The following is a 13668-nucleotide window of genomic DNA, read 5'->3' as shown; positions in this document are numbered from 1 at the left end:
TCGGGCAGGTCGGGTCAGGCGGGGATCTCCACCCGCACGTCCAGTCCGCCACCGGTCACCGCCGTAGCGCTGACGGTACCGCCATGGGCCGAGACGACGGCGCTGACGATGGACAGGCCCAGCCCGCTGCCCCGGTGGCCGGTGCGGGCCCTCTCCCCCTGTCGGAACGGCTCGAAGAGCTGCGCGACGGTACGAGGGTCGATCACGGTGCCACCCGATGCGACCTCGACGTACCCGACGGCGTGCCCGACTCCGGGCGGGTTCCCGACTCCCCCACCGACCCCGGTGGAGATGGCGACCCGTCCGCCCGGCACGTTGTGCCGTACGGCATTCTCGATGAGATTGCCGACCACCCTCTCCAGCAGGGCCGGATCTCCGCAGACCACGGCCGGTCCCCCGCTGACCCGGATCTCCAGCCCGCGCCCGGTGACCTCGGATTCCACGGCCAGCAACGCGGGCGCGACGAGGTCCGCCAGATCCACCGGAGCCGCCACGGACAGACCACTCGCCTGGGTCCGGGCCAGGAACAGCAGCGAGTTGAGCAACCGATCGGCCCGGTCGGTCGCCTCCCTGGCCACCTCGCCCATTCGCCGGAGGTCGTCCACTCCGGCCGAGGGATCGGCGAGCGTGACGTCGACCTCCGTCCGGATGACGGACAGCGGCGTGCGCAGTTCGTGCGAGGCGTTGGCGACGAACCGGCGTTCGGCCTCGAAGGCCGACTGCAACCGGCCCAGCATGTCGTCGAAGGTGTCGGCGAGCTCGGCGACCTCGTCGCGGGGCCCGGTCAGCGCGATCCGCTGGTCCAGAGAGGATTCCGACAGTGCCCTGGCCGCACTCGTGAGCATCGACAGGGGCCGCAGGGCCTGGCCGATCAGCACCCAGGACATCAGCCCTCCGGTGATCACCACCAGTGGGAAGGCGATCAGCCCCACCACCAGCACGGTGTCGCGGCCCTGCTGCACCACCCGGTTCGACTCCTCGGTGGCCTCGACGGTCACGCCGTTGACGAGCACCAGGGTGCCCGCGCGGAAGTGCGGGAGAGCGGCCACCACACGTCCGACCAGCAGATAGGCCAGGGCCAGCAGCAGGGCGCCGACGAGAGCGAGCAGCGCCGTCGACAACGTCGTCAAACGCAGCCGAAGGCCGTTGCGGGCTGCGACCCGCTGGGCCGTCCCGGGGCCCCGTCCACGCTCGGCGCGCAGGAGGTGGGCACTCCTGACCGACCGCACAGGGCCGAGGTCGGTCGGACTATTCAGTGGCATCGGCGGACACCCGGTAACCGGCGCCCACCACCGTGTCGATCATCCCCGGGTCGCCGAGCTTGCGGCGCAGGGTCATCACGGTGACCCGCACCGTGGTGGTGAACGGGTCCGCGTTCTCGTCCCACACGCGCTCCAGGAGCTCTTCGCTGGAGACGACCGTGCCGGCCGCCGACATGAGCACCTCCAGCACCCCGAACTCCTTGCGGGTCAGCTCGACGGCCGTCCCGGCCCGGAACACGAGCCGCTTGGCCGGATCCAGTTCCACGTCGCCGGCCCGCAGCACCGGAGGGGCGGCCGGCGTGGCGCGGCGGCCCAGCGCACGCACCCTGGCCACCAACTCGGGGAAGGCGAACGGTTTGGCCAGATAGTCGTCGGCGCCGGCCGACAGGCCCTCGACCCGGGCGTCCAGCCCCGACGATGCGGTGAGCATCAGCACCCGGGTGATGTCCCCGGAGGAGACCAGTTCGGCGAGCAGGTCATCGCCGTGCATGCCGGGCAGGTCCCGGTCCAGGACGACGACGTCATACCTGGTGTACGAGGACTTCTCGTGCCCCTCGGTCCCGTCGTAGGCGACATCCACCGCCATCCCCTCGGCCCGCAGGCCTCTGGCGATGGCGTCCGCCAGTCGCTGCTCGTCCTCGACTACCAACACGCGCATGTCAGACCTCTCCGGCCGTTCGTTCGTCCTTCATCGCTGCCCCGTCGACGGGTCGCGCGGATCCGTTCCGGTCCTGCCCGTTCAGGTCCCCGTTGCGGCGCGGGCTCTTGTGGTTAGAGCTGCCGTGGCGGGAACCGCCGTGGTTCAACTCCTCGGAGCCACGGCCCGACCGCTCGGCGATCTTCTCGGTGATGCCTCGTGCGACGTCCTTGGCGGTGAGGCCGAGGTCCGTCAGCAGATCCGAGCGCGACGCCGACTCCAGGAACTCCTGCGGGAGCGCGAGCACCATCACCGGGACCCCGGTCCCGGCGAGCGTGTCGGCCACCGCGGAGCCGACGCCACCGGATCGTCCACCGTCCTCGATGGTCACCACCATCGCGTGCCGGGCGGCCAGCAGAGTCAGCGCGCCCGCCACCGGGAGCGCCCACCGCGGGTCGACGACGGTGACACCGATCCCCTGGTCGGCCAGCCGGGCCGCCGCGTCGATCGCCATCGAGCCGAACGCGCCGACGGCCACCAGCAGCACGTCGTGCTCCTGCCCGGGGCCGGGTTCGGTGAGCACGTCGACCGCGCCGATTCCGCCGCTCACGACGACCAGGTCGCCACCATCGGCGATCAGTCGCCGGAGCGCCGGAACATCCTGGGGCACAGCGCCTTTGGGGTAGCGGACCACGGTCGGCCCGTCATCGACCACGACCGCCTCGGCCAGCTCCTCCGCGAGGGTGACGGCATCGCGCGGGGCGGCCAGCGCCAGCCCCGGCACCAGTCCGGCCAGCGACATGTCCCACATGCCGTGATGGCTCGGACCGTCCTCGCCCGTCACCCCGGCGCGGTCCAGCACCACCGTCACGCCCAGCCGATGCAGGGCGCAGTCCATCAGCAGCTGGTCGAAGGCCCGGTTGAGGAAGGTCGCATACAGCGCCACGACCGGGTGCATCCCGCCCATCGCCAGGCCGGCCGCCGAGGTCAGCGCGTGCTGCTCGGCGATCCCCACGTCGTAGGTGCGATCCGGGAACTGCTCGGCGAACGCATCCAGACCGGTCGGTCCGCTCATCGCGGCGGTGATGGCCACCATGTCCTCGCGCTCGGTGCCGATCTCCACCAGCTTCCGGCTGAAGACGCCGGTCCACGTCCGGGTCGGGGCGGCGACCGGAAGACCGGTGTCCGGGTCGAAGGCCGGCGGCGAGTGCATCTGCTCGGCGTCGTCGTTCTCGGCCGGCGGGTAGCCCTGTCCCTTGCGGGTCAGGCAGTGCACCAGGACCGGGCCGCGGTAGCCCTTGGCGCTGCGCAGCGCCTCCTCGAGGGCCTCGATGTCGTGCCCGTCGATCGGCCCGAGGTACTTCAGGCCCAGGTCCTGGAAGAGCGACTGCGGGATGAACCAGTCCTTGACCGCCGACTTGAAGGCATGCAGCGCGGAGTACAGCGGACGGCCGATCACCGGCGCCATCGGCAGCCGGTTCTTCACCTGGTCCAGGAACCGCTCGTAGCCAGGGCGCAGTCGCAGCGCGGCCATCCGCTGCGCCATGCCGCCGGTGGTCGGCGCATAGGAACGTCCGTTGTCGTTCAGCACCACCACGAGCGGTCGGTCCTTGGCCGCGGCGATGTTGTTCAGCGCCTCCCACGCCATGCCGCCGGTGAGTGCTCCGTCACCGATGACGGCGACCACGGTGCGGTTGTGCTCACCGCGCAACGCGAAGGCCTTGGCCAACCCGTCTGCATAGGACAGCGAGGTGGACGCGTGCGAGTTCTCCACCCAGTCGTGGACGGATTCCTCGCGGCTGGGGTAGCCGGACAGACCGCCACGGGTGCGGAGCCGGTCGAAGTCGCCGGAGCGCCCGGTGACGATCTTGTGCACGTACGACTGGTGGCCGGTGTCGAAGATGATCGGGTCGGCGGGCGAATCGAACACGCGATGCAGCGCGAGCGTCATCTCCACTACGCCGAGGTTCGGACCGAGATGTCCGCCGCGCCTTGATGTCTGCTGGACGAGGAACGTGCGGATCTCCTCGGCCAGCAGCGCCAGCGCCTCCAGATCGAGGGCTCGCAGGTCGGCCGGCGAGACGATGCGGCTGATCTTCGACGTACCGGGCTGGTTGCGGCCGGATCTGGGCCGGTCCGTCGATCCTGCGGTGGATCCCGGGAGTCCGGCAGACCCCTGCGCACTGGCGCCCCGTCCGCTGCTGCGACGTGGTGGTGGTGGCACAGGCTCTCCCATTCATCCGCGCCGGCACCGGTCAGGTCGGCTTCGTCGGGAGGCCGGATCTGCTGCTCCGGCCCCATTCACCGACGTTACCGTCCGTGGCACTTCTGTGTGGACGGGCGGGCCGGATCCGTGGTTGCGCAAGTGTCCGGGATGTCCGTTACCGGCTCCGTCTGAAATCGACACCTCCGGCCGGTACCCTCTCTCGTCATGGGCGGTGTACGAGTGGCAGAACTGTTGCGCCAGCAGGCCGAGCCGTGGGTGATCGCGCACCGCGGCGCGAGCGCTCGGGCACCGGAGAACACCATGCCCGCCTTCCACGCCGCGTGGGAGTGCGGGACGCCGTGGATCGAGGCCGACGTACAGCCCACTCTCGACAACGTGCCGGTGCTGCTGCACGACGACCATCTGGACCGGACGACGAACGGGAACGGCCCGGTCCGGAGCCGTTCGGCCTACGAGGTGGGATCACTGGACGCCGGTTCGTGGTTCACCACCGGCAGCACCCGGGCGTACCGGGCGACCCCGGTCCCGCGGCTCGCCGACGTGGTCACCACGTTGGACCCGCAGCGATCGCTGCTGCTGGAGATCAAGGGCGCACACACCCGGGACCAGGTGCTCACCGCGATGGCGGTGGTGCGGGCCTCCGGCTGGGACGACCGGGTGCTGTTCGAATCGTTCGAGATCGAGGCGCTCGAGCACGTCAGGTCGATCGAACCCGGTCGGCCGGTCGGCCTGCTCGTCGAGGAACTGCACGAAGACCCGATCGCCGCTTGTACCGCCCTCGGCGCGGTGACCTACAACCCGCGGCACTCGCTGTTGCGTGATCGCCCGGGACTGGTGGACGCGCTGCACGCCGCCGACATCGCGGTCTTCGTCTGGACCGTCGACGACCCCGCCGACTGGGAGTTCCTCACCGGCCTCGGCGTCGACGGGATCATCACCAACACCCCCGGCGAGCTGCTGGCCTGGCAGCAGGGCCGCTGACCCACCCTGCGCATACAGAACTGCCCTGCGCATACAGAACTGCCCAAATCCGCCGCGGTGGCGGGAATTTCGGGAACAACCGTCTGCGCGGAACGGTCGGACCGATGTCAGGGCCGTCAGGCGGGCCGGAAGCGTGCGACGCACTCGATGTGGTGGGTCTGCGGGAAGCAGTCGAACGCGCGGAGCGTTTCGAGCCGGTAGCCGGCGGCCATCAATGCGGCGGTGTCGCGGCCGAGCGCGGCCGGGTCGCAGGCGACGTAGACGATCAGGGCCGGAGCCCTGGCCGCGATCTGTGCGCACAGCGCCGGGCCGGCGCCCGCGCGCGGTGGGTCCAGCACGACGACGTCGACCGTGTCGGGCAGATCGTCGATCACCTTCTCCACCGACCCGAGTACCACGGACACCTGCGGGCGGTGGGCCAGGTTGGTCACGGCCAGACCCGAGGCGACCCGGTCGCCCTCGACCGTCACCACGCTGCCGGTCTCCCCGACGACTTCGGCCAGCACCTCGGCGAACAATCCGACGCCCCCGTAGAGGTCCCAGCTGGACGAGCCGACCAGCTCGAGGCCCTGCAACGCCTCGCTCACCGCTCCGGCAAGAGTGTCGGCGGCTGCCGGATGGACCTGCCAGAAGCCGTCGGCCGCGACCGAGAAGTCCTGTCCGACCGCATGTTCGATGACCGTCGGGACGGCATGGGCGCCAGGCTGATCGGGCCAGATGGCCAGCCTCTGCCCATCGCCGGCGGCCGTCAGGACCACCTCCGGCAGCTCGGGCCGACCGGTCCGGCCGCGCAGCTGACGGCTCTGCTGCCGGTGCGACGTGCCCGCCGACGCCGGCCGGCGAACCCCGGACGGCACGTCCGCGGTCGCGGCCAGCTCGTTGATCCCAGGAGCGGCGATCAGGCAGGGCTGGGAGGGATTGACGCCCTCGACGCGGTGCGAACGGACGGCACGTGGACCGATGCGTCCCTCCGGGTCCAGCGCCCAGCGAACCCTGGTGCGCCACCCGAAACCGCCGCCCGGCAACTCCTGCACCGTCACCGGGATGTCCAGCCCGGCCAGTCGCTGCAGCTGCTCGGAGACCACGGCGGCCTTCATCGATCGTTGCAGCGCACCGGACGCGTGCTGGAAATCGCATCCGCCGCATCCGCCGGGAAAGAAGTGCACGCAGGGTGCCTGGACGCGTTCCGGGTCGGCGCGCAGCACCTCGATGACGTCTGCGCGGCAGAACGAGCCCTTGCGCGCCTCGGTGATGCGCACCCTGACCAGCTCACCGGGCAGTCCGAGCCGGACGAAGATCACCCGGCCCTGGTAACGGGCCACGCAGTGACCACCGTGGGCGACCGCCCCGATCTCCACCTCGAGCAGGTCTCCGGGGCGGAGGTCATCCGGTAGCAGATCGGTGGGCACGAGCGGCAGGTCTTCTGGCGTGGTCAGGGCGTCATCTCTCGTCGTTCGGGGATCGGTCGTGCGGGGTTCGGTCGTGCGGGGATCGGTCGTGCGAGCATCGGTCGTCAGGGGATCAGGCGTCAGGGGAACGGTCATTCGTCGTCCGAGCCACGGCGGGTGGTGGACCTGACCGGTGGGCGCAACGGGAAGTCCCGGTCGGATCGGGTTCGTAGTCGCTGGTCCAGGGCCTCCGAGGAGGACAGCTGCCACGGTACCGACGTGACCATCACCCCCGGGGTGAACAGCAGCCGCCCCTTGAGCCGCAACGCCGACTGGTTGTGCAGAATCTGTTCCCACCAGTGTCCGACGACGTATTCGGGGATGAAGACGGCCACCACGTCGCGCGGCGCATCCCGGCGGGCCCGCCGTACGTAGTCCAGCGTCGGCCTGGTGATCTCCCGGAACGGGGAGTCGATGACCTTGAGCGCAACCGGGATGGCACGGTCCTCCCACTCCCTGGCCAGCGTGGCCGTCTCGGACGGGTCGACGTTCACCGTCACCGCCTCGATGGTGTCCGGGCGGGTGGCCCTGGCGTAGGCCAGCGCGCGCATGGTCGGAAGGTGGAGCTTGGAGACCAGGACGATCGCGTGCACCCGGCTCGGCAGCACCATGTCGTCGTCGTCGCCGGCCAGCTCGAGGCCGACGCGGGTGTAGTGCCGGTTGATCGCCTTCATCGTGACGAAGATGACCACCATGGCCAGGATCGCGATCCACGCGCCGGCCAGGAACTTGGTGATCAGCACGATCACCAGCACCACCGCGGTGAAGACGAAACCGGTTGCGTTGATGCTCTGGCTCCGGCGCATCCGGCGGCGCGCCGACGGGTCATCCTCCGTCAGCAGCAGCCGGCTCCAGTGCCGGATCATGCCGGCCTGGGAACAGGTGAAGGATACGAAGACGCCGACGATGTAGAGCTGGATGAGGGCATTGACGTTGGCCTTGAACGCGATCACCAGGATCAACGCGATCACCGCCAGGAAGATGATTCCGTTGGAGAAGGCCAGCCGATCGCCGCGGGTGTGCAGCTGGCGCGGCAGGAACTTGTCCTGCGCCAGGATCGATCCGAGTACCGGGAAGCCGTTGAAGGCGGTGTTGCAGGCCAGCACGAGAATCAGGCCGGTGGTGAAGGAGACGACGTAGAAGCCGATCGGGAACCCCGAGAATACGGCTTTGGCGATCTGGGCGACCAGCGTCTTCTCCTGGTAGCCGGCCGGCGCCCCCTGCAGGATGACGCCGGCTTCGGAATCGGCGATGTTGACGTGGGTGACGCGGGCCAACAGCACCAGGCCCAGCATCATCGTGACGGCCAGGCCGCCCATCAGCGCCAACGTGGTCGCCGCGTTCTTCGACTTGGGCTTCCGGAACGCGGGTACCCCGTTGGAGATGGCCTCCACCCCGGTCAGCGCGGCCGAACCGGAGGAGAACGCCTTGGCCAGCAGGAAGACGAAGCCGATTCCGGTGATGCTGACCGACCCGGTCAGCTTGAAGGTGAAGCCGGCACTCTCGGCGGCCATGGACGAGCCGAGTGCCCACCTGGTCACGCCCGTCACGAGCATCACCACGATCGAGACGATGAACGCATAGACCGGGATGGCGAACGCGGTCCCGGACTCCCGGATGCCGCGCAGATTCAGTGCGGTGATGACAATGATGATGCCCACGGCCCACCCGACGGGGTTCCGGCCGACCACGCCGACCGCCGAGCCGATGTTGGCCACCCCCGAAGCGGTCGAGACGGCGACCGTCAGGATGTAGTCGACGAGCAGCGCACTGGCCACCACCAGGCCGAACGTCGGTCCCAGGTTCTTGGTCGCGACCTCGTAGTCGCCGCCGCCACTGGGGTAGGCGTGCACGTTCTGCCGGTAGCTGGCCACCACGACGAGCATCACCACCGCGACCAGGACGGCGATCCACGGGGCGTAGACGTAGCCGGCCAGCGCGGCGATCGAGAGGGTGCGAAAGATTTCCTGAGGTGCGTAGGCGACGCTGGACAGCGCATCCGAGGCGAAGACCGGGAGCGCGATCCGCTTCGGGAGCAGCGTCTGGGCGAGTTTGTCGCTGCGGAAGGGCCTGCCCACGAGCAGGCGCTTGGCGGCAGCGGTCGGCTTGGACACGAAGGGGAGCCTACGGCTCCCCCGACGCCGGGCACACCTGCCGACCGATCACATGGGTTCGCCGCAAGTCGCGGTACCTTTCTCCCGCCAGTTCCATCTCGGTTTGGACGAAAAGGGGCACGTTCGAAGTGCACATCGTGATCATGGGCTGCGGCCGGGTCGGCTCCGGCCTGGCCAGAGCGTTGTCGGTGGCCGGCCACTCGGTCGCCGTCATCGACCAGGACCCGGTGTCCTTCCGGCGCCTCGGCCCCGACTTCCACGGCCAGCAGATCCGCGGTGTGGGCTTCGACCGCGACACGCTGCTGGAAGCGCGGATCCGTGAGGCCCAGGCCTTCGCCGCGGTGTCCTCCGGTGACAACTCCAACATCATCGCCGCCCGGGTCGCCCGGGAGCAGTTCGGCGTGGCGACCGTGGTGGCCAGGATCTACGACCCCAAGCGCGCCCAGGTCTACGAACGCCTCGGCATCCCCACCGTGGCGACCGTTCCGTGGACCACCGACCGGCTGATGAGGGCCGTCATCCCCGACGGCCTGATCAGCGAATGGCGCGACCCGTCCGGCACCGTCACGATCGTGAACCTGCCCTATCACCGCGCCTGGATCGGCCGCACGCTGATATCGCTCGAGGAAGCGCTCGGCGTCCGGGCCGCGTTCGTGGTGCGGTTCGGCAACGGCGTGCTGCCGACCAGGGACACCGTGGTGCAGGAGGGCGACATGATCTACGCCTCCGCCCTTTCCCACCAGACCAGGGAGATCGCCCAACTGGCGGCAGCCTCCCCCTCGGAAGGATCCTGATGCGCATCGCCATCGCCGGCGCGGGTTCGGTCGGGCGGTCGATCGCAGGGGAACTCGTGGAGAACGGCCACCACGTGATGCTCATCGACCGGGATGCCGGCGCCATGAAGCCCGAGCGCATCCCGGGCGCCGAATGGGTGCAGGCGGACGCCTGCGAGGTGGCCTCCCTGGAGGAGGCCGGCCTGCAGACCTGCGACGTGGTGATCGCCTGCACCGGTGACGACAAGGTCAACCTGGTGGTCTCGTTGCTGGCCAAGACCGAGTTCGCGGTCGGCCGGGTGGTCGGGCGGGTCAACGATCCTCGCAACGAGTGGCTCTTCACCGACGCGTGGGGAGTGGACGTGGCCGTTTCCACCCCGCGCATCCTGGCCGCGCTGGTCGAGGAGGCCGTGACGGTCGGCGACCTCGTGCGGCTGTTCACCCTGCGGCAGGGGCAGGCGAACCTGGTCGAGGTGACGCTGCCGCCGACCACCAGCCTGGCCGGGCGGCCGGTGCGCGACCTGCGACTCCCCCGCGATTCGGCGCTGGTGACGATTCTGCGCGGGGGTCGGGTCATCGTGCCTCAGCCCGACGAGCCACTGGAACCCGGCGACGAATTGCTGTTCGTGGCCTCCACCGAGGTGGAGGACGCAGTGCGGGACGCGTTGCGGTAACTGTTCCTGCGCTGTAAGAGGGTTGGGGCTCGGTGTGACGGTCGGGGCGTCGGTGTCACGGTCGCCCGTATGACGGTTGGGGCCAGGTAGGACGCTCGGGGCCCCGGTGTCAGGGTCGCTCGTATGACGGTTGGGGCCAGGTAGGACGCTCGGGGCCCCGGTGTCAGGGTCGCTCGTATGACGGTTGGGGCCAGGTAGGCCGGTCGGGGCCTCGGTATGACGCTCAAGCGTCATACGACCCGCCCTCGGGTCATACGAGCTGTCCCCACCGCCCCAACATCCCCAGGAGTCCCACTGACGCGGGCCCCTTGCCAGCGCAAGCTGCCCCCACCGCCCCAACATCCCCAGGAGTCCCACTGACGCCGGCCCCTTGCCAGCGCAAGCTGCCCTACCGCCCCAACATGCCCAGGAGTCCCAGTGAGGCGGGCTCTTGCGGGCGCGATCTGGCTGCGGGCCCGGGCTACTCGGAGCGGTCGAGGTCGGCGGGCGGCTTCTTCGCGCCGAACATCGATTTGACCGAAGGCAACGACATCCCGTTGGAGGAACCGACGATCAGCACGGTGGCCACGATGGCCAGCAGGTAGACCGGGTATCCCATCAGGAGGCGGGCGGTGGCCAGCCATCCCACCTGATTCGCGGCGTAGAGCTGGCTCTGGACGACGAACCGGGCGGCGAAGACCAGAGCCCAGACTGCGGTGGCATAGTCGTAGCGGCGCACCAGCTTCCGGTCCCTGCGCCACGAGGTGCCGCGGCCGTTGATGCTCTCCCAGAGCACCCCGATCAGCGGCCACCTGACGACGATCGATGCCAGCAGCACCGCGCCGTAGGCGACGAAGGACCAGATGCCGAAGAGGAAGTAGCCCTTGGCCGATCCGGTGCGGTAGGCGATGAACGCGGCGATGCCGACGCCGAACAGGCCGGCGACGGCCTGCGTCACCGGCTTATGCCGGATCAGTCGAGCGGCAGCGATGACCACACCGGCCGCCAGGGCGGCGCCGATCGCCCAGCCGAGCTTGTGGGCAATGGCATTGACGAGGACGAACACGACTACTGGGAGGCCGGAGTCGAGCATGCCCATCGGGCCGCCCATCTGTTCCCAGATGGTCGGAGGCGCGGTCGGCGTCGCGAGGTGCTCGGTCGAGGGGTGCTCGGTCGCGGGGTGCTCGGTTGCAACTTCCACCGGGGCTGCTGCCCCAGTGGACTCGGGGATGTCGGAGGCGGCCGGTCGCTCAGGCGAACTCACGCGTGCGCCGGCATCAGTTCGTAGTCGGGGTTGTAGATGACCTTCTGGCCGTCCTTCATCGCGAGCCGCCCCTTGGCCTTCACCGTGCGGCCGGTCTCGACGCCCGGGATGGATCGGCGACCCAACCAGATCAACGACACCGAGTCGGTGCCGTCGTACAACTCGGCCACCAGCGTTGCGAGCGCATCGCTGGGATGGAGGTTGACCGCGCGTAGCCTTCCGATGACGGTGACACGCTGACCCTGCCAGCACCCGGCCGCGTGCTGGCAGCCCGAGGCCTCCACCTCGGAACTGAGAACCTCCGCGTCCACCGTTTCGTCATCGGCGGCGAGCTTCTTCAGCCACTGGCCGATGCGCGTGCTCATGACTGCAGGGTATCTCTCCGCCGGGCGCCGAGGACGGACTCCACATCGGGCGGGCGATAGTCCGGGCCCTTGAGGACCTTGCCGTCGGCCCGGCGAACGGGGCGGCCGTCGGCACCCAGCTTGGTCATGTTGGACGAGTGGACCTCGTCCAGGACCGCGTCGAGATCGATGCCGTAGACGTGGGCGCTGCCGTAGGCGACGTAGACGATGTCGGCCAGGGCATCCGCGACGCCGACCAGATCGCCGACCACCGCCGCCTGCCTGAGTTCCCCGACCTCCTCCTCGATCAGTGCGAGTCGGAGGGCGGTCTGCTGGTCCCCCACTGCTGCGGTCGGCGAGGTCCGGATCGGCAGCCCGTAGCTGCGATGGAACTCGCCGACCTGCCGGGCGATCTTGGAAGGGCCGCCCAGCGAGTCCTGCGGTCGTGCTTCAGGCACAGTCGACGCAGACCAACTTGCCTGCGTCCGTGTTGCTCCCCGAGGCCAGACGGCTCCGGTGCTGGACCAGGAAGCAGACGGAACACGTGAATTCGTCTGCCTGCTTCGGGATGACCTTGACGACGAGTTCCTCGCCCGACAGATCAGCCCCCGGAAGCTCGAACGACTCTGCCGTGTCGCTCTCGTCGATGTCGACCACAGCGGACTGTGCCTCGTTGCGGCGTGCCTTCAGCTCCTCGAGGGAATCCTCGCTCGTCTCGTCGGATTCGTTGCGACGCGGTGCGTCGTAGTCAGTTGCCATGTGGTGACCTCATTCGTTCTCACTGGGTGCTATCGATGCTGGTGACGATCGACGCTCGGATCTTGTGCCTCTTCGCGCCGGCCGGATGTTCGCCCGCGTTCTGCAATGCCCTGCCAATAACGCCGGACCGAAGGGTTTTGTGCCCTGGATCGTCGGTGATCGCGCCGGAGAATTGAAGTGTTCGTCACACCCGCCGTGACGACCCCGGAATGCAGGCTGTTGCGGGCGGGCGGGGTGGAGGGTAACTGATGGGCGCGGGCAACGCGAACGCGGGTTCCGAAAGAAGTCGCCTGACGGTGAACTGACACTCCGACCGCTTACCCTGTCCCCTGGTCGCGCTCGCATCACGGCAGGCCCGACGCACTTGTCGCGCACCAGCCGAACAGGCAGCCGGTACCCAGCCGACCATGCCACCAGCACCAGCCAGGAGGACGAACCCGGTGAGCCCCGACTCCCCAGCAGATCGGTACCACCGGCGTCGCCGGGCGCCGATCCTGATCGTGCTCGCGGTGTTGTTGATCGGGGGTGGTGTCGCCTGGTTCCAGGTGCTCAAGCCGGTCGCAGCGGCGTCCACCGGTTGCAACCGGCCGGGACCCGCGCCCACCGTCGCGACCACGCCCTCCTCCGGTTCGGCTGCCCGCTCCAGGAACTCCACCGCGAAGACCACCGGCAGGACCACCGCCAAGGCCACTGCGACACCGTCGACCACACCGGTCGTCACCTCCCTCGGTCAATTCGCGAGTCCCGACTCGCTGACCGGGGTTCGTCCGGCCGACCCGGCCAACGTCACGCTGCAGGTCTACAACGCGAGCGCCATCCGCGGACAGGCCAAGACCGTCACCAACGACCTGCGGGCCGCCGGCTTCACCTCCATCCTGGGTGGTCTGAACGATCCCCTGTATCCGGCGCAGGACCTGGTCTGCACGGCCGAGATCCGTTACGGGCAAGCCGGTACCGCAGCCGCGCGCACGCTGCTGCTGGTCGCTCCCTGCGCCCAACTCATATTGGACAACCGGATCTCCGACTCGGTCGATCTGTCGCTGGGTGCCCGCTACACCTACGCACCGCTGGCTGCGCCGGTGATCACGCAGCTCAAGGCCATCCACGACGCCGCCATCCCGCCCGCAGTGATCGAGGGCCAGACGGCCGCGCCCCGCCCGGCAGCCGTGATTCCCGCGATCTCGACCGCCTCCTGCAGCTGAGTCC

Annotated in this window: 13 protein-coding genes; 4 read left to right on the top strand and 9 right to left on the bottom strand. The window is 69.4% G+C overall.

The window, feature by feature from the left end; genetic code table 11:
- Positions 1-14: 14 nt before the first annotated feature.
- From H7F38_RS13160 to dxs, 3 genes are read right to left on the bottom strand one after another with little or no spacing between them, the layout of a single operon-like run.
- Complete coding sequence (locus H7F38_RS13160; RefSeq protein ID WP_187090309.1) at positions 15-1262, bottom strand: HAMP domain-containing sensor histidine kinase; 1248 nt, start codon at positions 1260-1262, stop codon at positions 15-17.
- A complete protein-coding gene (locus tag H7F38_RS13155; RefSeq protein ID WP_187090308.1) occupies positions 1249-1920 on the bottom strand; it encodes a response regulator transcription factor in 672 nt (223 codons plus the stop codon). The genes H7F38_RS13160 and H7F38_RS13155 overlap by 14 nt, the downstream gene beginning before the upstream one ends.
- A 1-nt stretch (position 1921) precedes the next feature.
- Positions 1922-3994, bottom strand: a complete 2073-nt coding sequence (dxs, locus tag H7F38_RS13150) for a 1-deoxy-D-xylulose-5-phosphate synthase (RefSeq protein ID WP_370531371.1) — start codon at positions 3992-3994, stop codon at positions 1922-1924.
- A 336-nt stretch (positions 3995-4330) separates the two neighbouring features.
- On the opposite strand from dxs, the gene H7F38_RS13145 reads away from it, so the two are divergent.
- Entirely contained in the window at positions 4331-5107 is a 777-nt protein-coding gene (locus tag H7F38_RS13145; RefSeq protein WP_187090306.1) for a glycerophosphodiester phosphodiesterase family protein, read from the top strand.
- Between the two features lie 116 nt (positions 5108-5223).
- On the opposite strand, the gene H7F38_RS13140 is transcribed toward H7F38_RS13145, so the two are convergent.
- Together H7F38_RS13140 and H7F38_RS13135 are read right to left on the bottom strand one after the other, a co-directional pair.
- On the bottom strand, positions 5224-6651 hold the full coding sequence (locus H7F38_RS13140; RefSeq protein ID WP_187090305.1) for a class I SAM-dependent RNA methyltransferase: 1428 nt from the start codon (positions 6649-6651) through the stop codon (positions 5224-5226).
- A complete protein-coding gene (locus H7F38_RS13135; RefSeq protein ID WP_187090304.1) occupies positions 6648-8669 on the bottom strand; it encodes an APC family permease in 2022 nt (673 codons plus the stop codon). The genes H7F38_RS13140 and H7F38_RS13135 overlap by 4 nt, the downstream gene beginning before the upstream one ends.
- Positions 8670-8797: 128 nt before the next feature.
- On the opposite strand from H7F38_RS13135, the gene H7F38_RS13130 reads away from it, so the two are divergent.
- Positions 8798-9463: a TrkA family potassium uptake protein gene (locus tag H7F38_RS13130; RefSeq protein ID WP_187090303.1), complete on the top strand. Its 666-nt coding sequence runs from the start codon at positions 8798-8800 to the stop codon at positions 9461-9463.
- Positions 9463-10116 (top strand): TrkA family potassium uptake protein, encoded by a 654-nt coding sequence (locus tag H7F38_RS13125; protein ID WP_187090302.1) that lies wholly within the window; start codon positions 9463-9465, stop codon positions 10114-10116. The genes H7F38_RS13130 and H7F38_RS13125 overlap by 1 nt, the downstream gene beginning before the upstream one ends.
- A 460-nt stretch (positions 10117-10576) precedes the next feature.
- Here the strand turns inward: H7F38_RS13125 and H7F38_RS13120 are convergent, their stop codons facing one another.
- Genes H7F38_RS13120 through H7F38_RS13105 form a run of 4 tightly spaced genes read right to left on the bottom strand, consistent with a single transcriptional unit; the run spans position 10577 to position 12462 of the window.
- Positions 10577-11296 (bottom strand): DUF3159 domain-containing protein, encoded by a 720-nt coding sequence (locus H7F38_RS13120; RefSeq protein WP_255497964.1) that lies wholly within the window; start codon positions 11294-11296, stop codon positions 10577-10579.
- Between the two features lie 59 nt (positions 11297-11355).
- Positions 11356-11724, bottom strand: coding sequence for an OB-fold nucleic acid binding domain-containing protein (locus H7F38_RS13115; protein ID WP_187090301.1), 369 nt, complete (start codon positions 11722-11724; stop codon positions 11356-11358).
- Positions 11721-12161, bottom strand: coding sequence for a nucleotide pyrophosphohydrolase (locus H7F38_RS13110; RefSeq protein ID WP_187090300.1), 441 nt, complete (start codon positions 12159-12161; stop codon positions 11721-11723). The genes H7F38_RS13115 and H7F38_RS13110 overlap by 4 nt, the downstream gene beginning before the upstream one ends.
- Positions 12154-12462, bottom strand: a complete 309-nt coding sequence (locus tag H7F38_RS13105) for a DUF4193 domain-containing protein (protein ID WP_187090299.1) — start codon at positions 12460-12462, stop codon at positions 12154-12156. Before H7F38_RS13105 ends, H7F38_RS13110 begins: the two co-directional genes overlap by 8 nt.
- A gap of 440 nt (positions 12463-12902) precedes the next feature.
- Between H7F38_RS13105 and cei the strand changes: the two genes are divergently transcribed.
- Positions 12903-13664 carry an envelope integrity protein Cei gene (cei, locus tag H7F38_RS13100; RefSeq protein ID WP_187090298.1) on the top strand — a complete coding sequence of 254 codons (762 nt, stop codon included), beginning with the start codon at positions 12903-12905 and terminating at the stop codon, positions 13662-13664.
- Positions 13665-13668: the final 4 nt, after the last annotated feature.

The organism is Nakamurella sp. PAMC28650, assembly GCF_014303395.1.
Taxonomy (GTDB): Bacteria; Actinomycetota; Actinomycetes; order Mycobacteriales; family Nakamurellaceae; genus Nakamurella.
The sequence above is the reverse complement of the archived record's forward strand: the minus strand, read 5'-3'. Positions and strand labels throughout refer to the sequence as shown.

What these genes read in the sequence shown, in the direction of transcription:
- H7F38_RS13140 (WP_187090305.1), bottom strand. Translation starts at nt 6,651, where the DNA reads ATGACCGTTCCCCTGACGCCTGATCCCCTGACGACCGATGCTCGCACG.
- H7F38_RS13115 (WP_187090301.1), bottom strand. Translation starts at nt 11,724, where the DNA reads ATGAGCACGCGCATCGGCCAGTGGCTGAAGAAGCTCGCCGCCGATGAC.
- H7F38_RS13105 (WP_187090299.1), bottom strand. Translation starts at nt 12,462, where the DNA reads ATGGCAACTGACTACGACGCACCGCGTCGCAACGAATCCGACGAGACG.
- H7F38_RS13155 (WP_187090308.1), bottom strand. Translation starts at nt 1,920, where the DNA reads ATGCGCGTGTTGGTAGTCGAGGACGAGCAGCGACTGGCGGACGCCATC.
- H7F38_RS13125 (WP_187090302.1), top strand. Translation starts at nt 9,463, where the DNA reads ATGCGCATCGCCATCGCCGGCGCGGGTTCGGTCGGGCGGTCGATCGCA.
- H7F38_RS13160 (WP_187090309.1), bottom strand. Translation starts at nt 1,262, where the DNA reads ATGCCACTGAATAGTCCGACCGACCTCGGCCCTGTGCGGTCGGTCAGG.
- H7F38_RS13145 (WP_187090306.1), top strand. Translation starts at nt 4,331, where the DNA reads ATGGGCGGTGTACGAGTGGCAGAACTGTTGCGCCAGCAGGCCGAGCCG.